The following is a 15,340-nucleotide window of genomic DNA, read 5'->3' as shown; positions in this document are numbered from 1 at the left end:
ACTTAGAATGGCATTTTCATACCTGGTGGTAATTGCATACCGCCAGTTACTTTGCTCATGCGCTCTTGTGTTTCTTCAGCAACACGACGTACAGCATCGTTACACGCTGCCGCTAATAAATCTTCGATCATGTCTTTGTCGTCTTCCATTAGGCTGTCATCTAATTCAACACGACGAACATTGTGGTTACCAAGCATAGTTACTTTAACTAGGCCTGCACCTGCTTCACCTACAACTTCAAGGTTTGCGATTTCTTCTTGGGCTTTTTGCATGCGCTCTTGCATTTGCTGCGCTTGCTTCATCATGTTACCCATTCCACCTTTAAACATAACTGTCTCTCTTTCTAAACTACTTTAATTGGCATGAAGATAAGGGCTATTGTAACTAATTACAATGCCTGAATACTGTTTTCATCGATTATAGCGCTAAATAACTGCTGAAATTGCACTATATTTTCATCACTATTTATTACATCAATCGCTTGTTGATGACGTCCCGCATCAATTTTTTGTTGAATCAAATACGGTGAATCAATTACGCCATCAGCAAACTCGATACTAAGCTCTACATTATGGCCGTAAATTTCACTTAATGCAGCATTGAGCTTTTGTCTAAGCACAGCACTATCTAAATGGCGCTGTGATGAATCAACTTCAATGTGCAGCTGATTATTCTGCTTGGTAAAGATTGAATGCAGCGCAAATTGGCGCATGCGACCACCCAGTCCCATGCGTTTTATTAAATACGCCCATTCGTCTTGTTCGTGTGCAAATTTAATACTGCTGATCGGGCTTTCAAAATCATCAGGTATCGGAATACTGGCTTCTTCAACTACTGGCTCTGGCGCTTTTTGTGGATTGATCTGCTCAAGTAACTCTGGCGCTAAGTTTTCGGTGATTGTTTGATGCTTTTCTCGAAAGTCGACTTTTTTTACTTTACTACTGCTCTCCCCCGTTTGCTGGGGGATGGGCTTTTTTACTTCAGCAGCCATTGCTTGCTGCTGAGGCTGAATGTTGGTCGCGGCTGTGCTTTGTTGCGCTGGCGGCTCTGCTTTGGGCTTAGCTTCAGGCTGTGGTTCTGCTTTAGCATGAGTTTGCGTTGCTGCACCACTTAAACGCCCAGCACCTGAAATATTGCGATCTTGTAAAATACGAGCAATGGCCGACTGCGCCTGACTTTGCTGCTGTTGTAATTGTGCTGGTGCTGTTTGCTGTTGCTGAGGCGCAGATGCTTCATTGGCAGTAAAGCCCTGATCATAGGCGCTATTCATCACATCATCGTATTGCGCTGCAAGTGATGAATCCATTTCGGCATCATCATCCATATAATCTTGCGAAGAATACTCTGGTGATGAGTACTCAGCTGCTGGCACTTGCTCTGAGTGGCTTGGCTCTTGCTGTTGTGGCGCAGGTTGAACTTCAGCAACCATTGCAGTTTCAACAGATTGCTGAGGCTGTTGACCAGCATCAGGCTGCTCTACTGCTGTTGCTTCAACTTGCTGGGCAGGCTCATGGCTATGTGCCGTTTCTGCCTTGGCTGCTTGAATAGGCTCAGCTTGTGTTGGCTGAGGCTCTGAAGGAACAGCAGTTGTCTGTGCAGAGCTATGTGCAACTGGTGCTTGCTCTGAAGCAGCTTGCTCACGTCGCGCCGTAGATTTTTTCAAAATATCACGCAGTGCACCGGCACCACTTGGCTTAACCTGTTGCTGGGTATTCGTTGGTGTTTGGCTTTGTGCAAATTGCGTAGGTTGGAATGCAAGCAGTCGCAACATGATCATTTCAAAGCCAAGTTTAGCATCGGGTGCCCATTGCAAATCTTTTTTACCATTTAATAGCAATTGGTAGTAAACCTGCATCTGCTGTGCATCAGTGGTTTGTGCCACCTGCTCAACAAAATCTCGGTTAGTATCATCAAGTGCCGCTGCACTAGGCACAAGTTGCACAAGCTGAATAAGATGCGTCAGGGCAATTAAATCGTCGAGCAAGGCTACAAAGTTAGGGTTTCGGCTAACGACCGCTTTTACTTCTTGAAGTAATGCATCGCCATCTTGGCACAGTAACGCTGCTAACATGGTTTGGCTATATTGAGTATCCATCAAGCCAAGCATAGTTTGCACAGCCTGATGATTAATATTGCCATTGGTTTGCGCAATTGCTTGGTCTGTAAGACTCAGTGCATCACGCATACTACCATCGGCTGCCTTAGCTAAAATAGACAATGATTTATCATCAAAACTTAGCTGCTCTTGATTAAGAACATGGGCAAGCTGATCATGAATTTCTGATTGCGACAAAGCATTTAAATTAAACTGTAAGCAACGCGATAAAATCGTCACTGGCAGTTTCTGCGGATCGGTTGTCGCTAATAAAAACTTCACATGCTCTGGCGGCTCTTCCAATGTTTTTAGTAATGCATTGAAACTGTGCTTTGACAGCATGTGAACTTCATCGATTAGGTATACCTTGTAACGACCACGTGTTGGTGCGTATTGAACGTTATCAAGGATTTCGCGGGTATCTTCTACTTTGGTACGTGATGCCGCATCGATTTCTAATAAATCAATATAACGGCCTGCTTCAATATCAGTACAACTTGAACATTGGCCGCATGGCTCAGCAGAGATACCCTTATCGCAGTTGAGACTTTTTGCGAATATACGTGCAATGGTTGTTTTACCCACCCCACGGGTTCCAGTAAAGAGATAAGCGTGATGGAGTCTATTTTGTGTTAATGCATTAACTAATGCTTGTTTAACATGAGACTGCCCCACTAACTCGTGAAAGGTTTGTGGTCGCCATTTCCTTGCTAGAACCTGATAACTCATTAATTATTCGCCTTCGAATTCAACCAACTTTAAGATTTTGATGCCCATATCAGCAACTCGTTGCTCACCACCCAGCTCAGGTAAAGAAACAACAAATGCCGCATCAGTTGCGTTACCGCCAAGTTTAGCAACTAATTTTGCCGTTGCTTCGATTGTGCCACCTGTAGCCAGTAAGTCATCTACTAGTAACACTTTATCGCCAGGGACAATTGCGTCTGTATGAAGCTCAAGAATATCTTCACCATACTCTAATTGATAACTTTGTGAAATCACTTCGCGAGGAAGTTTGCCTGGTTTACGAACAGGAATGAATGGAATACCTAGTGCGTAAGAAAGTGGTGCACCGAAGATAAAACCACGAGATTCAGTACCGATGATTTTTGTAAAACCTTGGTCTTTATATGCTGCAATAAAGCTGTCGATGGTTGCTTTAAATGCGTCAGCATTAGCCATTAAAGTAGTTACGTCGCGGAACATAATGCCCGGCTTTGGGTAATCAGCGATCGTTGCAATGCTCTGTTTGATGAGCGTTGAAGTTGCTTGAGTCATAATTATACTGCTCAAAAAGTTTATCTAACAAAGCTCGAGAGTATAACATCACCTTAGTAGAAAGTCGGTAGCAAGTTTCGAAATTAATCACTTAACAAGAAATATCAGCTATAAAAAAGGCTGCATAATGCAGCCTATTGTCTTTAATTTGCTTACGCAGATTAAGATAAAGAAGTGATCCAACCAAGAATAGCGTTTAGACAGCCAATGCCACCGAATACAGCTAAAAACGCAATGAAATAAGTTGCATTGAACGGATCTTTAAAGTCTTTATCATTCGACATAATTACTACCTTTATTTAAGCACGACAAAATAAGGCGCTCATAATAGTCGAACTAAATACATCAATAAAGACTTTTAGCTGATTTTTAAACCAAGGTATTAGAAACCACAATGCCGCGTTCTGCCATTGCACTTAAGGTATTGAGCGCTCCCTGATACAGCTGCTCTTGGCTAAATTCAGGCGCATGCTCTGCAACTGCTTGGCATACATCATTTAAATCTGCACCCGGCTGAGATTCAATAATATTAAGAAGTAATGCGGTCATCGCATTTGTCGATAAAAATTGTACTTCGTCATCGCTATCACGATAAACCACAAAGTAACTGGGTTGTGCTGCCGGTTCACTTGGTTGATTATCTGCACTGATGGTATGAACAGGAAAACTGTAACACAAATTACGGGCAAGTGAACTTAAGAATAATGCAGAGCTTGTCACTTGATGAGCCGATAAACTGACTTCTTCTGCCACCTCTTGAGCAACCGATACATCAAGCTCAACCCATTCATAGTGCGCTAGCTCTAACATAAACGCGGGATCATCGCTTTGTATTTCATAGTCATTAGCAAGAAAAGCCAAAAACTCCCCTGCAATATCTAAAAAATAAGGTGATTTACAATCATGCTGGCTAAAAAACTGCCTAACGAGTCTGTGCCAAGCTTGCTCTGAATATAAACTTTTTAGTACTGGATACGCAGAGCTTACAAACCCATCCACATTATTAAAAAATAAATCGCGGTAAATCGCCATCCGGCGCTCTTCAATATCACTAGGCTTAGCGTGTTGTTGAGGGTCGCGGATATGCGCCATAAACGCTTGCTGTACTTGAGTAAAATGTTCAGGCACTGTGTTTCACCCTTGCTTGGTTTTGCTTGCTCGCTGTTTGCTGCAGTGCTTCAATGGTTTTTAGCTCGGTTAACAACTCACTCATCGGCGGAATATTAAAATCACGCTCTAATAAAGTGGGAAATACGCCATGAACTTCATAAGCTTTTTCAAGCAATTGCCAAACAGGATCGATAACTGGCGCACCATGGGTATCAACCAGTAGATCTTCAGCCTCAGTGTAATGGCCCGCAACATGTCCATAGGCAATCCGTTTTGTTGGTAATTCAGCTAGGAATTGCTCAGCGTTATAACCATGATTAATCGAATTAACGTAAATATTATTCACGTCGAGCAGCAGTTTACAATCAGCTTCTTCTAAAACAGCATTAGTAAATTCAAGTTCTGTCATTTGTTGCCCAGGGGCGCCATAGTAAGACACGTTTTCAATAGCAATTGGCTGTTCTAAAATATCTTGTACTTGCCTAATACGAGAAGCAACATGCTTAATAGCATCTTCAGTAAATGGTATAGGCATTAAATCGTACATATGTCCTTCGCCCGAGCAGTAACTTAAGTGCTCGCTGAATAAACGAATATTATGCTCTTTAAAAAAGGTTTTAAGCGATTGCACAAATTCAATATCAAGCGCTGCTGGTGAGCCAATCGATAACGATAAACCATGGCAAACAAAGGCATGTTGTTCGGTAAGCTGTTTAAATTGTTTACCAAAACGCCCCCCAAGCTTTAGCCAGTTTTCAGGTGCAACTTCTAAAAACTCAATAGGTTTAGGAACATCAATGAGCATTTCATCAAGCATTTCTCGGCGCAAACCTAAGCCAATCAACCCAAAATCAGCTACTGATTCATTTAACATACTACCTCCTACTAAAAAGGGCCTTTACGGCCCTTTTAAAAGCTAAATGAGCGCTTAGTGATTAGAACCACATTTACCTTCGCCACACTTACCTTCTTTAGCTTTCTTTTTGTCTGCGCCACATTTACCTTCGCCGCACTTACCTTCTTTGGCTGCTTTTTTGTCTGCGCCGCATTTACCTTCGCCACACTTACCTTCTTTGGCTGCTTTTTTATCGCCGCCGCATTTACCTTCGCCGCACTTGCCTTCTTTGGCTGCTTTTTTATCTGCGCCGCATTTACCTTCGCCGCACTTACCTTCTTTGGCTGCTTTTTTGTCGCCGCCGCACTTACCTTCACCGCACTTGCCTTCTTTTTCAGCTTTTTTATCGCCGCCACATTTACCTTCACCGCATTTACCTTCTGCGGCATCTAGTTGATAGCCCGCTTGCATTTGCTGAAATTCAAATGGGTTTGCACTTGCATCAGTTGCTACAAAACTTGACGCACCTACTACAACCGCACCTAATGTTAATGCAATTGAATTTTTCTTAACTGTGTTCATTCGATGACTCTCTTTTTTATAAAGGGTTATTAAACAAGACCCGAGAACTAAAAATTACTTTCAAAATTTTTATAATTATTTTCTGAAAGTGCCAAGAATGCAAATTACGATTTATAAAACAATCCAGAAAAGCTAGAATACGCGTCCTAATTTTTGATGAGTTAACAGGTATCATGCGACTAGTTTTAGCACCGATGGAAGGCGTTGTGGATTTTAAAATGCGACAACTCTTAACTGATTTAGGTGGATTTGATTTATGCGTAACAGAGTTTGTTCGTGTCGTTGAAGACACAATGCCCGAACGCGTGTTTCATCGCTACTGTCCTGAGCTAAAAACCGGTGGCTATACCCGTGCAGGTACGCCAGTGCGTATTCAGTTGCTAGGTCAAGTTGCCCATGCTTTAGCAGCAAATGCCGTCAAAGCAATACGCCTAGGCTCCCATGGCATTGACTTAAATTTTGGTTGCCCAGCTAAAACAGTGAACAAAAGTAAAGGTGGTGCGGTACTGTTAAAAGACCCTGAGCACATGTACGAAATTATTAAAGCCGTACGTGATGCTGTTGATCCTTGCCATGAAGTTAGTGCCAAAATTAGGCTTGGTTTTGATGATGATAGTAATAGCCAAGAAATTGTTGATGCTGTTGTTAGCGCGGGTGCTTCAAGTCTTGCTATTCATGCCAGAACTAAAAGAGATGGTTACAACCCTCCGGCATACTGGGAAAAAATCCCCCCGTTGATCAAAGATAAAAATATTTCGGTCGTTGCTAATGGCGAAATTTGGCAAGTTGAAGATGCCATGCTTTGTCAAAAGCGCAGTCATTGCCAAGATTTAATGCTTGGTCGTGGTGCATTAGCGATGCCTGATCTAGCAAAACAAATAAAATCTCATGCAGAAAACGAGCATTACACTCCGATGTTATGGGAGCATGTGATATACCACATTATTCATTCATCTATGCACCAAGACGAGAGCAAATGTGAAAAGTATTTTGCTTCTCGTACTAAGCAATGGCTCGGCTATTTAAAGCGCCAATACCCACAAGCTAACGCACTTTTTGATGAGATCCGCCGCCTAAAAGCCAAAGACGAAGTTGCAGATGTACTAAGAAAGTACGCGAAAGCGCCGAGTATTGATACAAATCATAATTAGCAAATCGATTTTGTTTGATAATACCAGTATTGCCCACTTGGAAGAAAAGCGATGAACAATACTGAAATTCAAACAAAGTTATCTGCGGAACTTGCGCAGGTTCGACAACGTTTACTGGATATGCTGGCTAATTCTGATCAAGCCTATCATCAGCAACTGCTATCGCAACTCAAGGATCATTCCCCTTCAGACTGGTTAGAGCTGACAGCAAATAATCTCGGTTCTGAGTATCAAATATTGATTGCTCGAATAGAAAAGTTAGAAGCAGCACTATGCCAAATCGATATTGGGCAGTATGGCTATTGCTGTGATTGTGAAGAAAAAATTGATGACGAACGTTTACTTGCAGATCCTGCAAGCCAACGCTGTCGGCGATGCGCTCCATAGAGCGCAGCGCTGTACTAATTTATAAAAATAAAGCTCATCGCAGGATAAAGCACGATATCCTCAATTAACCAATCAGCTTGTTGCTGATTTACCCCTAGACGCTTCATCAAACTAACACGTGCTTGCTGTTCACTCCATGTGTGATAATGAATTCCTAAGTCGGTTTCCATCATAACTTGCCAGAAGTATTGCTCATCTTGTGTGAGTTTACGCTTACTTTTAAGCGGGTCGAGATAATCAAGCTGCCAATCAAGACCTGTGTGCTGATGACTTTCTACAAAATAGTTCATTACTAATGGTTTAGCGTGAGAGTCTGATACAGGTAATACAAAATCTGCATTCTGCGATTGCTTTAACGAAGCCTGGATTTCACTTAACCAAGTTAAAGGCGGCTTAGTCTCACCACTAAAGTAATTAAGTTTACTTTGATACCAATCTTTACCATTTGCCAAACCGACTAAACCAAGTTTTGTACGCGGTTTATATTGAGTTAAATATTGATTAAGTTTGTTTAGTGCTGCTTGTACACTGTCATCGCTATTATCAAGGTGCGATTTGACCATATTATGTAAAAGCGTTAATTCGATTTTATTTAATTTCAGATTGCTTTGCTCAGCTGCAATTAACTGCGTTTCAACTAACTCTAGCCAGTTAGCTAATTCATTTACCGAATAGTCATCTACTAAACGAGCTTGCCTAATAACATCACGTTGTACAGGCCACACAAAGTAACGTTCGGGATAACGCTCAGCAATGATTAAATAGTTCAATTGCGCCTGTTGTGACACATCTAACGTCGTCGTTTTTAGTCCTTGATAAGCCTGATGACGTGCTTGCAAATAACTTTCTGAGAAAGGCCAGCTAGCAGCTTCACTTTGCTGTTCTTGAGTCGATAATAAATTATTAATAGTTTGCAGCGCTTGCTGCCCTTCACTAAATGTTTTGAAACCTGATGTTTGCTCAGAGCAAGCTATCAGCATCACACTTGCGACAACTAATAATACGATCTGTCTTAGCATTTTAAAATTCCATAAAAAAAGCCCCAGAGGGGCTTTTTAATTAAAACAACATCAATTAGATTTTTACACCGTTACGAGCGGCTTTATCTTTGATGAAGGTCGACCAGCTCTTCGCAAACTTGCGAGTGCGCGGATCGTCCATTGCTTTAGTGATAGCGTTATAAGCTTGCTTATACTTCTCTTGGTAGTAATAAGCTTCAGCTAAATCAGAGTAAATAGTTCCTTTTTTGTCAGAACCTAACTCTATTGCCTTGTTCAAACGAACAACGGCTGCACTATAATTTTGCGATTGTAAAAGTAATGAACCCGCTTTGCGGTAAAGCTCAGCATCATCATCAAATTTAGCCGCTTCTTCATAGTATTTAGCTGCTTTTTCAATATCTTTAGAACGGTGGTAGTTAGATGCCACTGCACTGATATTTTGCTTGTTACGCTTAACTTTTTCTTCGTTGATTGCCTTTTCAAGCACAACTGCTGCTTTGTAAGGGATATCATTTAACGAATAAAAGTTAGAAAGTACTTTGTATTCAACTTCGTTTTCAAAATAGCCATTTTTATAGGCAACTTCCATGGTCGCTAGACCTTTCTTGAAGTCTTCGGTTTGAAGGTAGTATTTACCTAAACCAACCCAGGCTTTTTTGTCTTCAGGCCAAACACGAACAATTTCTTCAGCAACACCTACCATATTTTTGTACTGTTTAAGTTCAAAATAGGCAGCTAGCTTTAATTGGTAAGCAGCCTTTGCAGGTTCTTTTGCCAATTCAATTGCTTTGTTTGCAGCAGGAAGTACGTCTTTGAAAAGTTTTAACTCGTAGTTTGCTTGCGCAATACGTGTATAAACCTTGTCGTCTTCCTCACCTGTGAAGTCCATCCAAGCTGCATAAGCTTCTTTCGCTTTTGCATATTGCTCAGTACCCGCGTACATATCACCTAGAAGTTTTAAGCCTTGCTCTTGGTCAGCAAAATTTAAAACGTCAGGCTGAACTGCCGCTGCGATATGCTTGATAGCCAATTGATACTGCTCTTTTTGAGCGTACATTTGACCTAAGTAACGATCGACTGTTGCCTTATCAAATTCATCCGAAGGATCGATTTCTTTAAGTAACGCAATCGCTTCATCAAGCTTCTCTTCATTGTACAAATCAAACGCTTTAATAACTTTTTTACCAACGCGCTCGCCCATTACTTTAGTTTTTGCTTTTTTACGCGCTTCAATCTTCGCGTAATCTGGCGCTGCTAAAGCAGGTGCAGTGAAAGCTACACCTGATAGAGACATAAGAAGCGCAAGTGCAGTTACTTTAGATAAATTTCTCATTACTCGCCTCCTTAGTTACCTTGGTTAAGTTTAAAGTCTAGTTGTACTTGAAGACCAAATTGCTTCTGTGGTTTGCCGTCAATGATTTTCGGACGGTACTTCCACTTACGTAGCGCACGTTTAGCTTCGCGGTCGAAGATACGTTTAGGATCGGCGTCGATCACTTCAACATCTTCTACACCACCCACTTCATTGATAGTGAATGAAAGTTGTACCCAACCTTCTTTACCATCACGCGCTGCTTGCGTAGGGTATTTTGGTTCAATACGAACGATAGGTGTCGCGTCACCATCACGTCCAAATGCACCTGGACCACTTAGGCCACCAGCTGTGCTACCCACATCGATGCTTGGCATATTAAATGACAAACCACCAGTGTTAGGGTTGCTGTTTTCCGGCTGAGGCGGCTGCGGTTTAGGCGGCTGCTTTGGCGGTGGCGGAGGCGGAGGCGGAACACGCTTCCTCTCCTGCACCTTAGATTCAGGCGGATTCGTCATAATTTCGACTACGATCTGTTCTTTTTGTTCAGTCGCACGGTCAGCTCCACCGGAGATGAGGTACGCCATGAAGTAGAACAAGCCGAAAGTAACTGCCCCACCTGCAATCAGTGAAAACAGAAAACGAATCATTACTGATCTCCAGCTATTGAAATTTTAAGGTTATCACCCGTCGCTTTGATCTGGTCCATAACTTTAACTACTACGCCGTGTTTTGCTTCTTTATCAGCTTGCAAAATTACAACTTCAGTAGGTTGTTCTGCTAATAAACTTTCAAGTTTAGCTGATACACGCTCAACGTCTACTTGTTGTTTATCAATCCAGATCGCACCGTCAGCGCGGATAGCAACAAAAATGTTTGCATTTTTTTGCTTCGTAGCTGCAGCTGCTTTAGGTTTATTGACTTCGATACCAGCCTCTTTAACGAACGATGTAGTTACGATAAAGAAAATAAGCATGATAAATACGATGTCAAGCATTGGCGTCATGTCAACCGCTGCTTCTTCTTCTTCACGAAAACGTTGTTTACGTGCCATATTTAATTCTCTCTCTAGTGATGAGGCATGCTATCTACAAGTTTAGCTTTCGCCATTCTCGCTCTCGCTTCAAGACGTGAGCTAAAGAATACTCCAGATAGTGCCGCAACCATTCCAGCCATTGTTGGGATTGTTGCCATTGAAATACCTGATGCCATTAAACGTGCGTTACCAGTACCTTGAGTAGCCATGGTTTCGAAAACCGCGATCATACCCGTTACAGTACCTAATAAGCCGATTAAAGGACAAACAGCTACTAATGTCTTAATCAACAACATACGCTGATCTAATTTTTCAGACGCTTCAGAAATCCATGCTTCACGGATTCTGTGTGCGTACCAAGACGTAGTGTCTTGGCGGGCATCCCACTGAGCTACAATGTTCTTCGTCATACGAGGAAACTCAGCTAGTAGGAACCAATAGCGCTCAATCATTAAAACCCACATAAGAAAGAGTGCTATCGCGACCACGTATAATACCTGGCCGCCTGTGCCAACAAAATCCCTGATAGATTCCCAGATCTCCATCAGGACTAGCATTAGGCTTTCTCCTTCTCCGCGTGAGCAGCGATGATACCAGCGCTTTGCTCATCAAGGACATGTAGAACCGACTTACTACGACCCGCAACAATTGAGTGAAGTAGGATAAGTGGTAGAGCTGCAATTAGACCTAACGCTGTAGTTACAAGTGCTAGAGAGATATTACCAGCCATGATCTTCGGATCACCTGTACCGAACAATGTGATTGTTTGGAACGTAAGGATCATACCGATTACCGTACCTAGTAGACCTAGTAATGGAGCGATTGCTGCCAAGATCTTGATGATGTTGATACCAGCTTCGATGCGAGGCGTTTCACGTAGGATTGCTTCGTCAAGTTTAAGCTCAAGGTTTTCAACGTCTTGATTCTTGTTGTCAGCGTAAACCTTAAGAATACGACCCAGTGGGTTGTTTGTATTCGGAGTAGAAAGGTTCTTAAGCTGGCTCTTAATCTTAGTGCTAGTAAGCGCAAGATCAATGAAACGAACGATAAAGATAAGTAGACCAACAACTAATAATAGTGTGATGATGTAACCTACTTCAGCACCTTGCTCGTAGTATTCCATTAGTGATTTCTTCTGCGTGTTGATACGTAAGATCGCGCCACGAGTCGGGTCGATGTATACGCCAGCGTAGTTATCTGCAGAAGTACCTTCTAAATCGCTGATACCCGCTAGGATGTAGCTATCAGGTTGCTTACCTAGAGGTTGAATCGCTTTAGTTTCTGGAGAGTAGATTAAATAACCGTCGTCAGTTACTAAGTTGAAGTTACCGATACGCGTTACTTTCTTCACAGAAGATGAACCGTCAAGACCTGCAACTTCAGTTTCGAAAGTTGAAACTTTAGCAGACTCAGTCATTTCAGTTTGAAGAGAAATCCAAAGCTCTTCTAGTTCACGAACAGTTGGAAGTTCTTTCGCAGCAGCTAGTGAGCGAAGTACTTCAGCACGTCCTGGTTTTTCAGCAGAAACAAGTGATGCTTCGATTGAACCGATTGCATCAGCAGCTGCACGACGTACAACACCGAACATCTCACCTAAAGTACCTTGAGCATTTAAAAGAGCTTGCTCTTTTTCTGCTAAAGTATTTTCGTTTTGAGCATATTCTTTAGCTAAACGGTCACCACGTGCTTTTTCAGCAGCTAGGTCGCTTTTAGCTTTGTTAAGTAACGCTTGCTTGTCAGCACGAGCTGAAAGGAACTCTTGTTCACGTTGCTTATTTAATTTGCCTTCAGAGATACGTTCTTGCTTAACTTGCTCAAGAATTTTGTCTAAAGCATCAGTGTTTGCGTGTGCATTAAGCGCGGTACCTGCAGAAACAGATAGTACTGCTGCAACAGCAAAACCTTTAAATAGTTTCTTCATTATTGATTACTCCGCGCCAAAAATTGGTAGTTTAACAAGTTCTAATGTCGCTTGTTTACGCGCCATACGGATAACTTCTTTAACAGGTTTTAGGTATTCTTCACCTAATTCTTTCCACTGTTTAGTGTTGTTATCCCACACCCACGCGTGCTTAAGGTCAAAAGACTGAGCTACGTAAGTGATACGACCTAAACGACCGAAGTCAACGTTGATGCTCTTACCATCGATCTCAAGAGTACCTTGAGAAGCAGTTACAGCTGAGCTGTATGCAGTTTCAACAGTGTAAGCTTCAAGAACTTGGCGGAATTTTTCAGATGTAGTAACTGAAGCTGACGCCATGATGTCACGAAGTCTTTCAACACGTGCTAGACGGTTTTCAAGATTGAACGGAACGTCCGCTTTGATGAATTGCTCAAGCGTATCGATCATGCGATACATCAAAGGCACAACGTTTTGTTTCGTGTTATCGATAGTTGCGATTTGACGGTCAAACGATTCGATTGAAGCGTTTTGGTCAGCGACCAAACGTGCTACGTGATCGTTGTAAACCTTCATTAGCTCAGTTTCGTCAACAACGCTACGGTACTCAGCGATTAGCTCTTGAGTTTGACCATATACATTGTCAATTTTAGTTTGAGACTTAACAGCAGCCTTTTGAATTTGTTGACCTGCATCTTGCACATCTTTCAAAGGATCTGCAATCACATTGCTGCTTGCAAATGCAAAAGCGCCAACCAACGCTGATGCTACAAGACTCTTTCTGATTTTAACAGACATAGTTCCCAACCAATTAAGTAATGTTACTTTTATAATTTAATTACCCTCCGAAGAGGACAACCCTGATATCTTTTAATAGATATCAACCCTCCAATAATGCTAAATGCATCTGAGTCTGTCAACTTGATGTTCGGCTTTCATCGGAAAAATTTGGTGACTCGTCGTTGATATGAAAATAACCAAAACAACGAATTAACAAAAATATAACAGCCACACATCTGTAAGGCTTCTATAGCCCTTTAGTAACAATCATCACATTCATATTCCGTTCAAACTTAAACATAAATGTAACATTTATTGAAATCAAAAAGCGGTAAAGAAAAATGAAAAAAAAATTCAGTTTTTTCATCTAAAAAATCTAATTAGAAGAATTTTTATGCATTTACAGGCAGGGAATGTTTAATAAGCAAGCAAACTGCTTACTAAACATTAAACGGGATTTAATCTTGACTTATAACTGCCGCCATTAGAACACGGCGCGGTCTTTTACTAGCTTAGCTAATGAGATAACTGAATCAACCTCAAGCTTTTCAAATATTTTTGTTTTGTAAGTACTGACGGTCTTGTTACTGATGAAAAGTTTTTCACCAATGTCTTTATTCGATAGCCCTTGCAATAGGTAATTCATTACGGCGAGTTCACGCTCAGTGAGTAACTCGTCAATGTCTTTTTCAGAAGCAATTAAATGCTCTTGAGGAAAAAAGGTGTAACCACGCAAGATCATTTCAACTGCAGAAGAAATATCTTCAAGGCTTTCAGCTTTGTTAACGAAGCCTTGCGCTCCCAACTTTGCTGCAGTGCGTATAATATGCTTATCTTGCTTAGCTGATAAGAATAACACTTTGCCAGTAAACCCTGCACTAACAGCCCGCTTGTATAAGCTAAAACCATCTGAGTCTTCTAACTCAATATCTAATATAGCTAACGCTACATTATTAGCTTTTAAAAATTGTAGTGCTTCTTTTTGACTTCCAACAGCTTGAACTTCGTTAACTAAGGTCGATTTGGATAAAACCATTTTAATTGCTGTTGCCACCATCGGGTGATCGTCTACCAAAAGTATATTATTTCCTATGCTCATCAATTAGCAAACCTTCATTATATCTATCAAACGAGTATTTTATTGCTCATTTAAATTACCGCTGTCTTATATATCATTAAGTTTAGCGGGAAATTCAGATGTTGGTAAAAAAATCTACAATCTCTGAAAATGAGTACTAAATTTTCTCGTTAGATCAAATTCTTCACTTACACAACGATCAATGTCATGTTTAATTAACTAAGTCTAAGAGCATATAGTACTTTAGATACCGAGAGTAGCTTTAAAGGAATAGTTGAGAAAGTTCTAGAAGAATTACCTATTAAAAAAGGCTAACACAATACTTTAGGTTTAAATAGGTTTAGGTACAACTGTATGATATTTGGGGAGTAAATGAATTTTGGTGAAACAGAAACTGTTTCACCAAAATGCTTAGGTTCACATAATAAATTATGCTACTTCTACGTTCTCAGCTTCAGGGCCTTTTTGACCTTGTTTGATGCCGAAAGATACTTGCTGGCCTTCGCTTAGAGTGCGGAAGCCTGTACCTGTGATAGCGCTGAAGTGTACGAATACATCAGGGCCATTTTCTTGTTCAATGAAACCGAAACCTTTAGCTTCGTTGAAGAACTTAACTTTACCAGTAACCGTGTTTGACATACCAAATTTTCCTGTAAGTCAATTATTAAAATTCAGCCATAATGGCTCTATCCTCCCTGAGTGAATGCCCAATAAACTTGGGGTAAAGTACAGGAAGAACCAATAACCAAACCGGTAACCGTACAGCCGCACATTATCCGTAAATTCAATACGCAA

Annotated in this window: 18 protein-coding genes; 2 read left to right on the top strand and 16 right to left on the bottom strand. The window is 41.2% G+C overall.

What is annotated here, in order from left to right; translation table 11 throughout:
- Window positions 1-2: 2 nt before the first annotated feature.
- From NO991_RS04585 to NO991_RS04555, 7 genes are all read right to left on the bottom strand, one after another.
- Window positions 3-329: a YbaB/EbfC family nucleoid-associated protein gene (locus tag NO991_RS04585; RefSeq protein WP_054551547.1), complete on the bottom strand. Its 327-nt coding sequence runs from the start codon at window positions 327-329 to the stop codon at window positions 3-5.
- Between the two features lie 59 nt (window positions 330-388).
- Window positions 389-2,824 carry a DNA polymerase III subunit gamma/tau gene (gene dnaX / locus NO991_RS04580; RefSeq protein WP_300358754.1) on the bottom strand — a complete coding sequence of 812 codons (2,436 nt, stop codon included), beginning with the start codon at window positions 2,822-2,824 and terminating at the stop codon, window positions 389-391.
- A gap of 3 nt (window positions 2,825-2,827) precedes the next feature.
- Window positions 2,828-3,373 carry an adenine phosphoribosyltransferase gene (gene apt, locus NO991_RS04575; RefSeq protein WP_054551549.1) on the bottom strand — a complete coding sequence of 182 codons (546 nt, stop codon included), beginning with the start codon at window positions 3,371-3,373 and terminating at the stop codon, window positions 2,828-2,830.
- A gap of 161 nt (window positions 3,374-3,534) precedes the next feature.
- Window positions 3,535-3,657 (bottom strand): hypothetical protein, encoded by a 123-nt coding sequence (locus NO991_RS04570; protein ID WP_254907726.1) that lies wholly within the window; start codon window positions 3,655-3,657, stop codon window positions 3,535-3,537.
- An 85-nt stretch (window positions 3,658-3,742) separates the two neighbouring features.
- On the bottom strand, window positions 3,743-4,501 hold the full coding sequence (locus NO991_RS04565) for a DUF2063 domain-containing protein (protein ID WP_300542595.1): 759 nt from the start codon (window positions 4,499-4,501) through the stop codon (window positions 3,743-3,745).
- Window positions 4,494-5,357 carry a DUF692 domain-containing protein gene (locus NO991_RS04560; RefSeq protein WP_138616016.1) on the bottom strand — a complete coding sequence of 288 codons (864 nt, stop codon included), beginning with the start codon at window positions 5,355-5,357 and terminating at the stop codon, window positions 4,494-4,496. Before NO991_RS04560 ends, NO991_RS04565 begins: the two co-directional genes overlap by 8 nt.
- A 54-nt stretch (window positions 5,358-5,411) precedes the next feature.
- The gene (locus NO991_RS04555) at window positions 5,412-5,900 is read right to left on the bottom strand and encodes a hypothetical protein (RefSeq protein ID WP_235376807.1); all 489 of its coding nucleotides are present in this window, start codon (window positions 5,898-5,900) and stop codon (window positions 5,412-5,414) included.
- A 173-nt stretch (window positions 5,901-6,073) separates the two neighbouring features.
- Between NO991_RS04555 and NO991_RS04550 the strand changes: the two genes are divergently transcribed.
- Both NO991_RS04550 and NO991_RS04545 read left to right on the top strand, forming a co-directional pair.
- Window positions 6,074-7,051 (top strand): tRNA-dihydrouridine synthase, encoded by a 978-nt coding sequence (locus NO991_RS04550; protein WP_300419639.1) that lies wholly within the window; start codon window positions 6,074-6,076, stop codon window positions 7,049-7,051.
- Between the two features lie 51 nt (window positions 7,052-7,102).
- Window positions 7,103-7,438 (top strand): TraR/DksA C4-type zinc finger protein, encoded by a 336-nt coding sequence (locus NO991_RS04545; RefSeq protein ID WP_138601654.1) that lies wholly within the window; start codon window positions 7,103-7,105, stop codon window positions 7,436-7,438.
- A 14-nt stretch (window positions 7,439-7,452) separates the two neighbouring features.
- Here the strand turns inward: NO991_RS04545 and NO991_RS04540 are convergent, their stop codons facing one another.
- From NO991_RS04540 to NO991_RS04500, 9 genes are all read right to left on the bottom strand, one after another.
- Complete coding sequence (locus NO991_RS04540) at window positions 7,453-8,457, bottom strand: hypothetical protein (protein ID WP_371351714.1); 1,005 nt, start codon at window positions 8,455-8,457, stop codon at window positions 7,453-7,455.
- A gap of 55 nt (window positions 8,458-8,512) precedes the next feature.
- Window positions 8,513-9,772 carry a tetratricopeptide repeat protein gene (locus NO991_RS04535; RefSeq protein WP_054551555.1) on the bottom strand — a complete coding sequence of 420 codons (1,260 nt, stop codon included), beginning with the start codon at window positions 9,770-9,772 and terminating at the stop codon, window positions 8,513-8,515.
- 11 nt (window positions 9,773-9,783) lie between these two features.
- Complete coding sequence (locus NO991_RS04530; protein WP_054551556.1) at window positions 9,784-10,401, bottom strand: energy transducer TonB; 618 nt, start codon at window positions 10,399-10,401, stop codon at window positions 9,784-9,786.
- Entirely contained in the window at window positions 10,401-10,805 is a 405-nt protein-coding gene (locus NO991_RS04525) for a biopolymer transporter ExbD (RefSeq protein ID WP_054551557.1), read from the bottom strand. Before NO991_RS04525 ends, NO991_RS04530 begins: the two co-directional genes overlap by 1 nt.
- A 14-nt stretch (window positions 10,806-10,819) precedes the next feature.
- Window positions 10,820-11,344 carry a MotA/TolQ/ExbB proton channel family protein gene (locus NO991_RS04520; protein ID WP_054551558.1) on the bottom strand — a complete coding sequence of 175 codons (525 nt, stop codon included), beginning with the start codon at window positions 11,342-11,344 and terminating at the stop codon, window positions 10,820-10,822.
- Window positions 11,344-12,708: a MotA/TolQ/ExbB proton channel family protein gene (locus tag NO991_RS04515; protein ID WP_054551559.1), complete on the bottom strand. Its 1,365-nt coding sequence runs from the start codon at window positions 12,706-12,708 to the stop codon at window positions 11,344-11,346. Before NO991_RS04515 ends, NO991_RS04520 begins: the two co-directional genes overlap by 1 nt.
- Before the next feature lie 6 nt (window positions 12,709-12,714).
- On the bottom strand, window positions 12,715-13,485 hold the full coding sequence (locus NO991_RS04510; protein ID WP_054551560.1) for a DUF3450 domain-containing protein: 771 nt from the start codon (window positions 13,483-13,485) through the stop codon (window positions 12,715-12,717).
- A 466-nt stretch (window positions 13,486-13,951) separates the two neighbouring features.
- The gene (locus NO991_RS04505) at window positions 13,952-14,566 is read right to left on the bottom strand and encodes a response regulator transcription factor (RefSeq protein WP_082389172.1); all 615 of its coding nucleotides are present in this window, start codon (window positions 14,564-14,566) and stop codon (window positions 13,952-13,954) included.
- A gap of 408 nt (window positions 14,567-14,974) precedes the next feature.
- Window positions 14,975-15,184, bottom strand: coding sequence for a cold-shock protein (locus NO991_RS04500; RefSeq protein WP_036967526.1), 210 nt, complete (start codon window positions 15,182-15,184; stop codon window positions 14,975-14,977).
- Between the last annotated feature and the right edge of the window lie 156 nt (window positions 15,185-15,340).

This window comes from Pseudoalteromonas sp. DY56-GL22 (genome assembly GCF_041414715.1).
GTDB lineage: Bacteria > Pseudomonadota > Gammaproteobacteria > Enterobacterales > Alteromonadaceae > Pseudoalteromonas > Pseudoalteromonas simplex.
The sequence above is the reverse complement of the archived record's forward strand: the minus strand, read 5'-3'. Positions and strand labels throughout refer to the sequence as shown.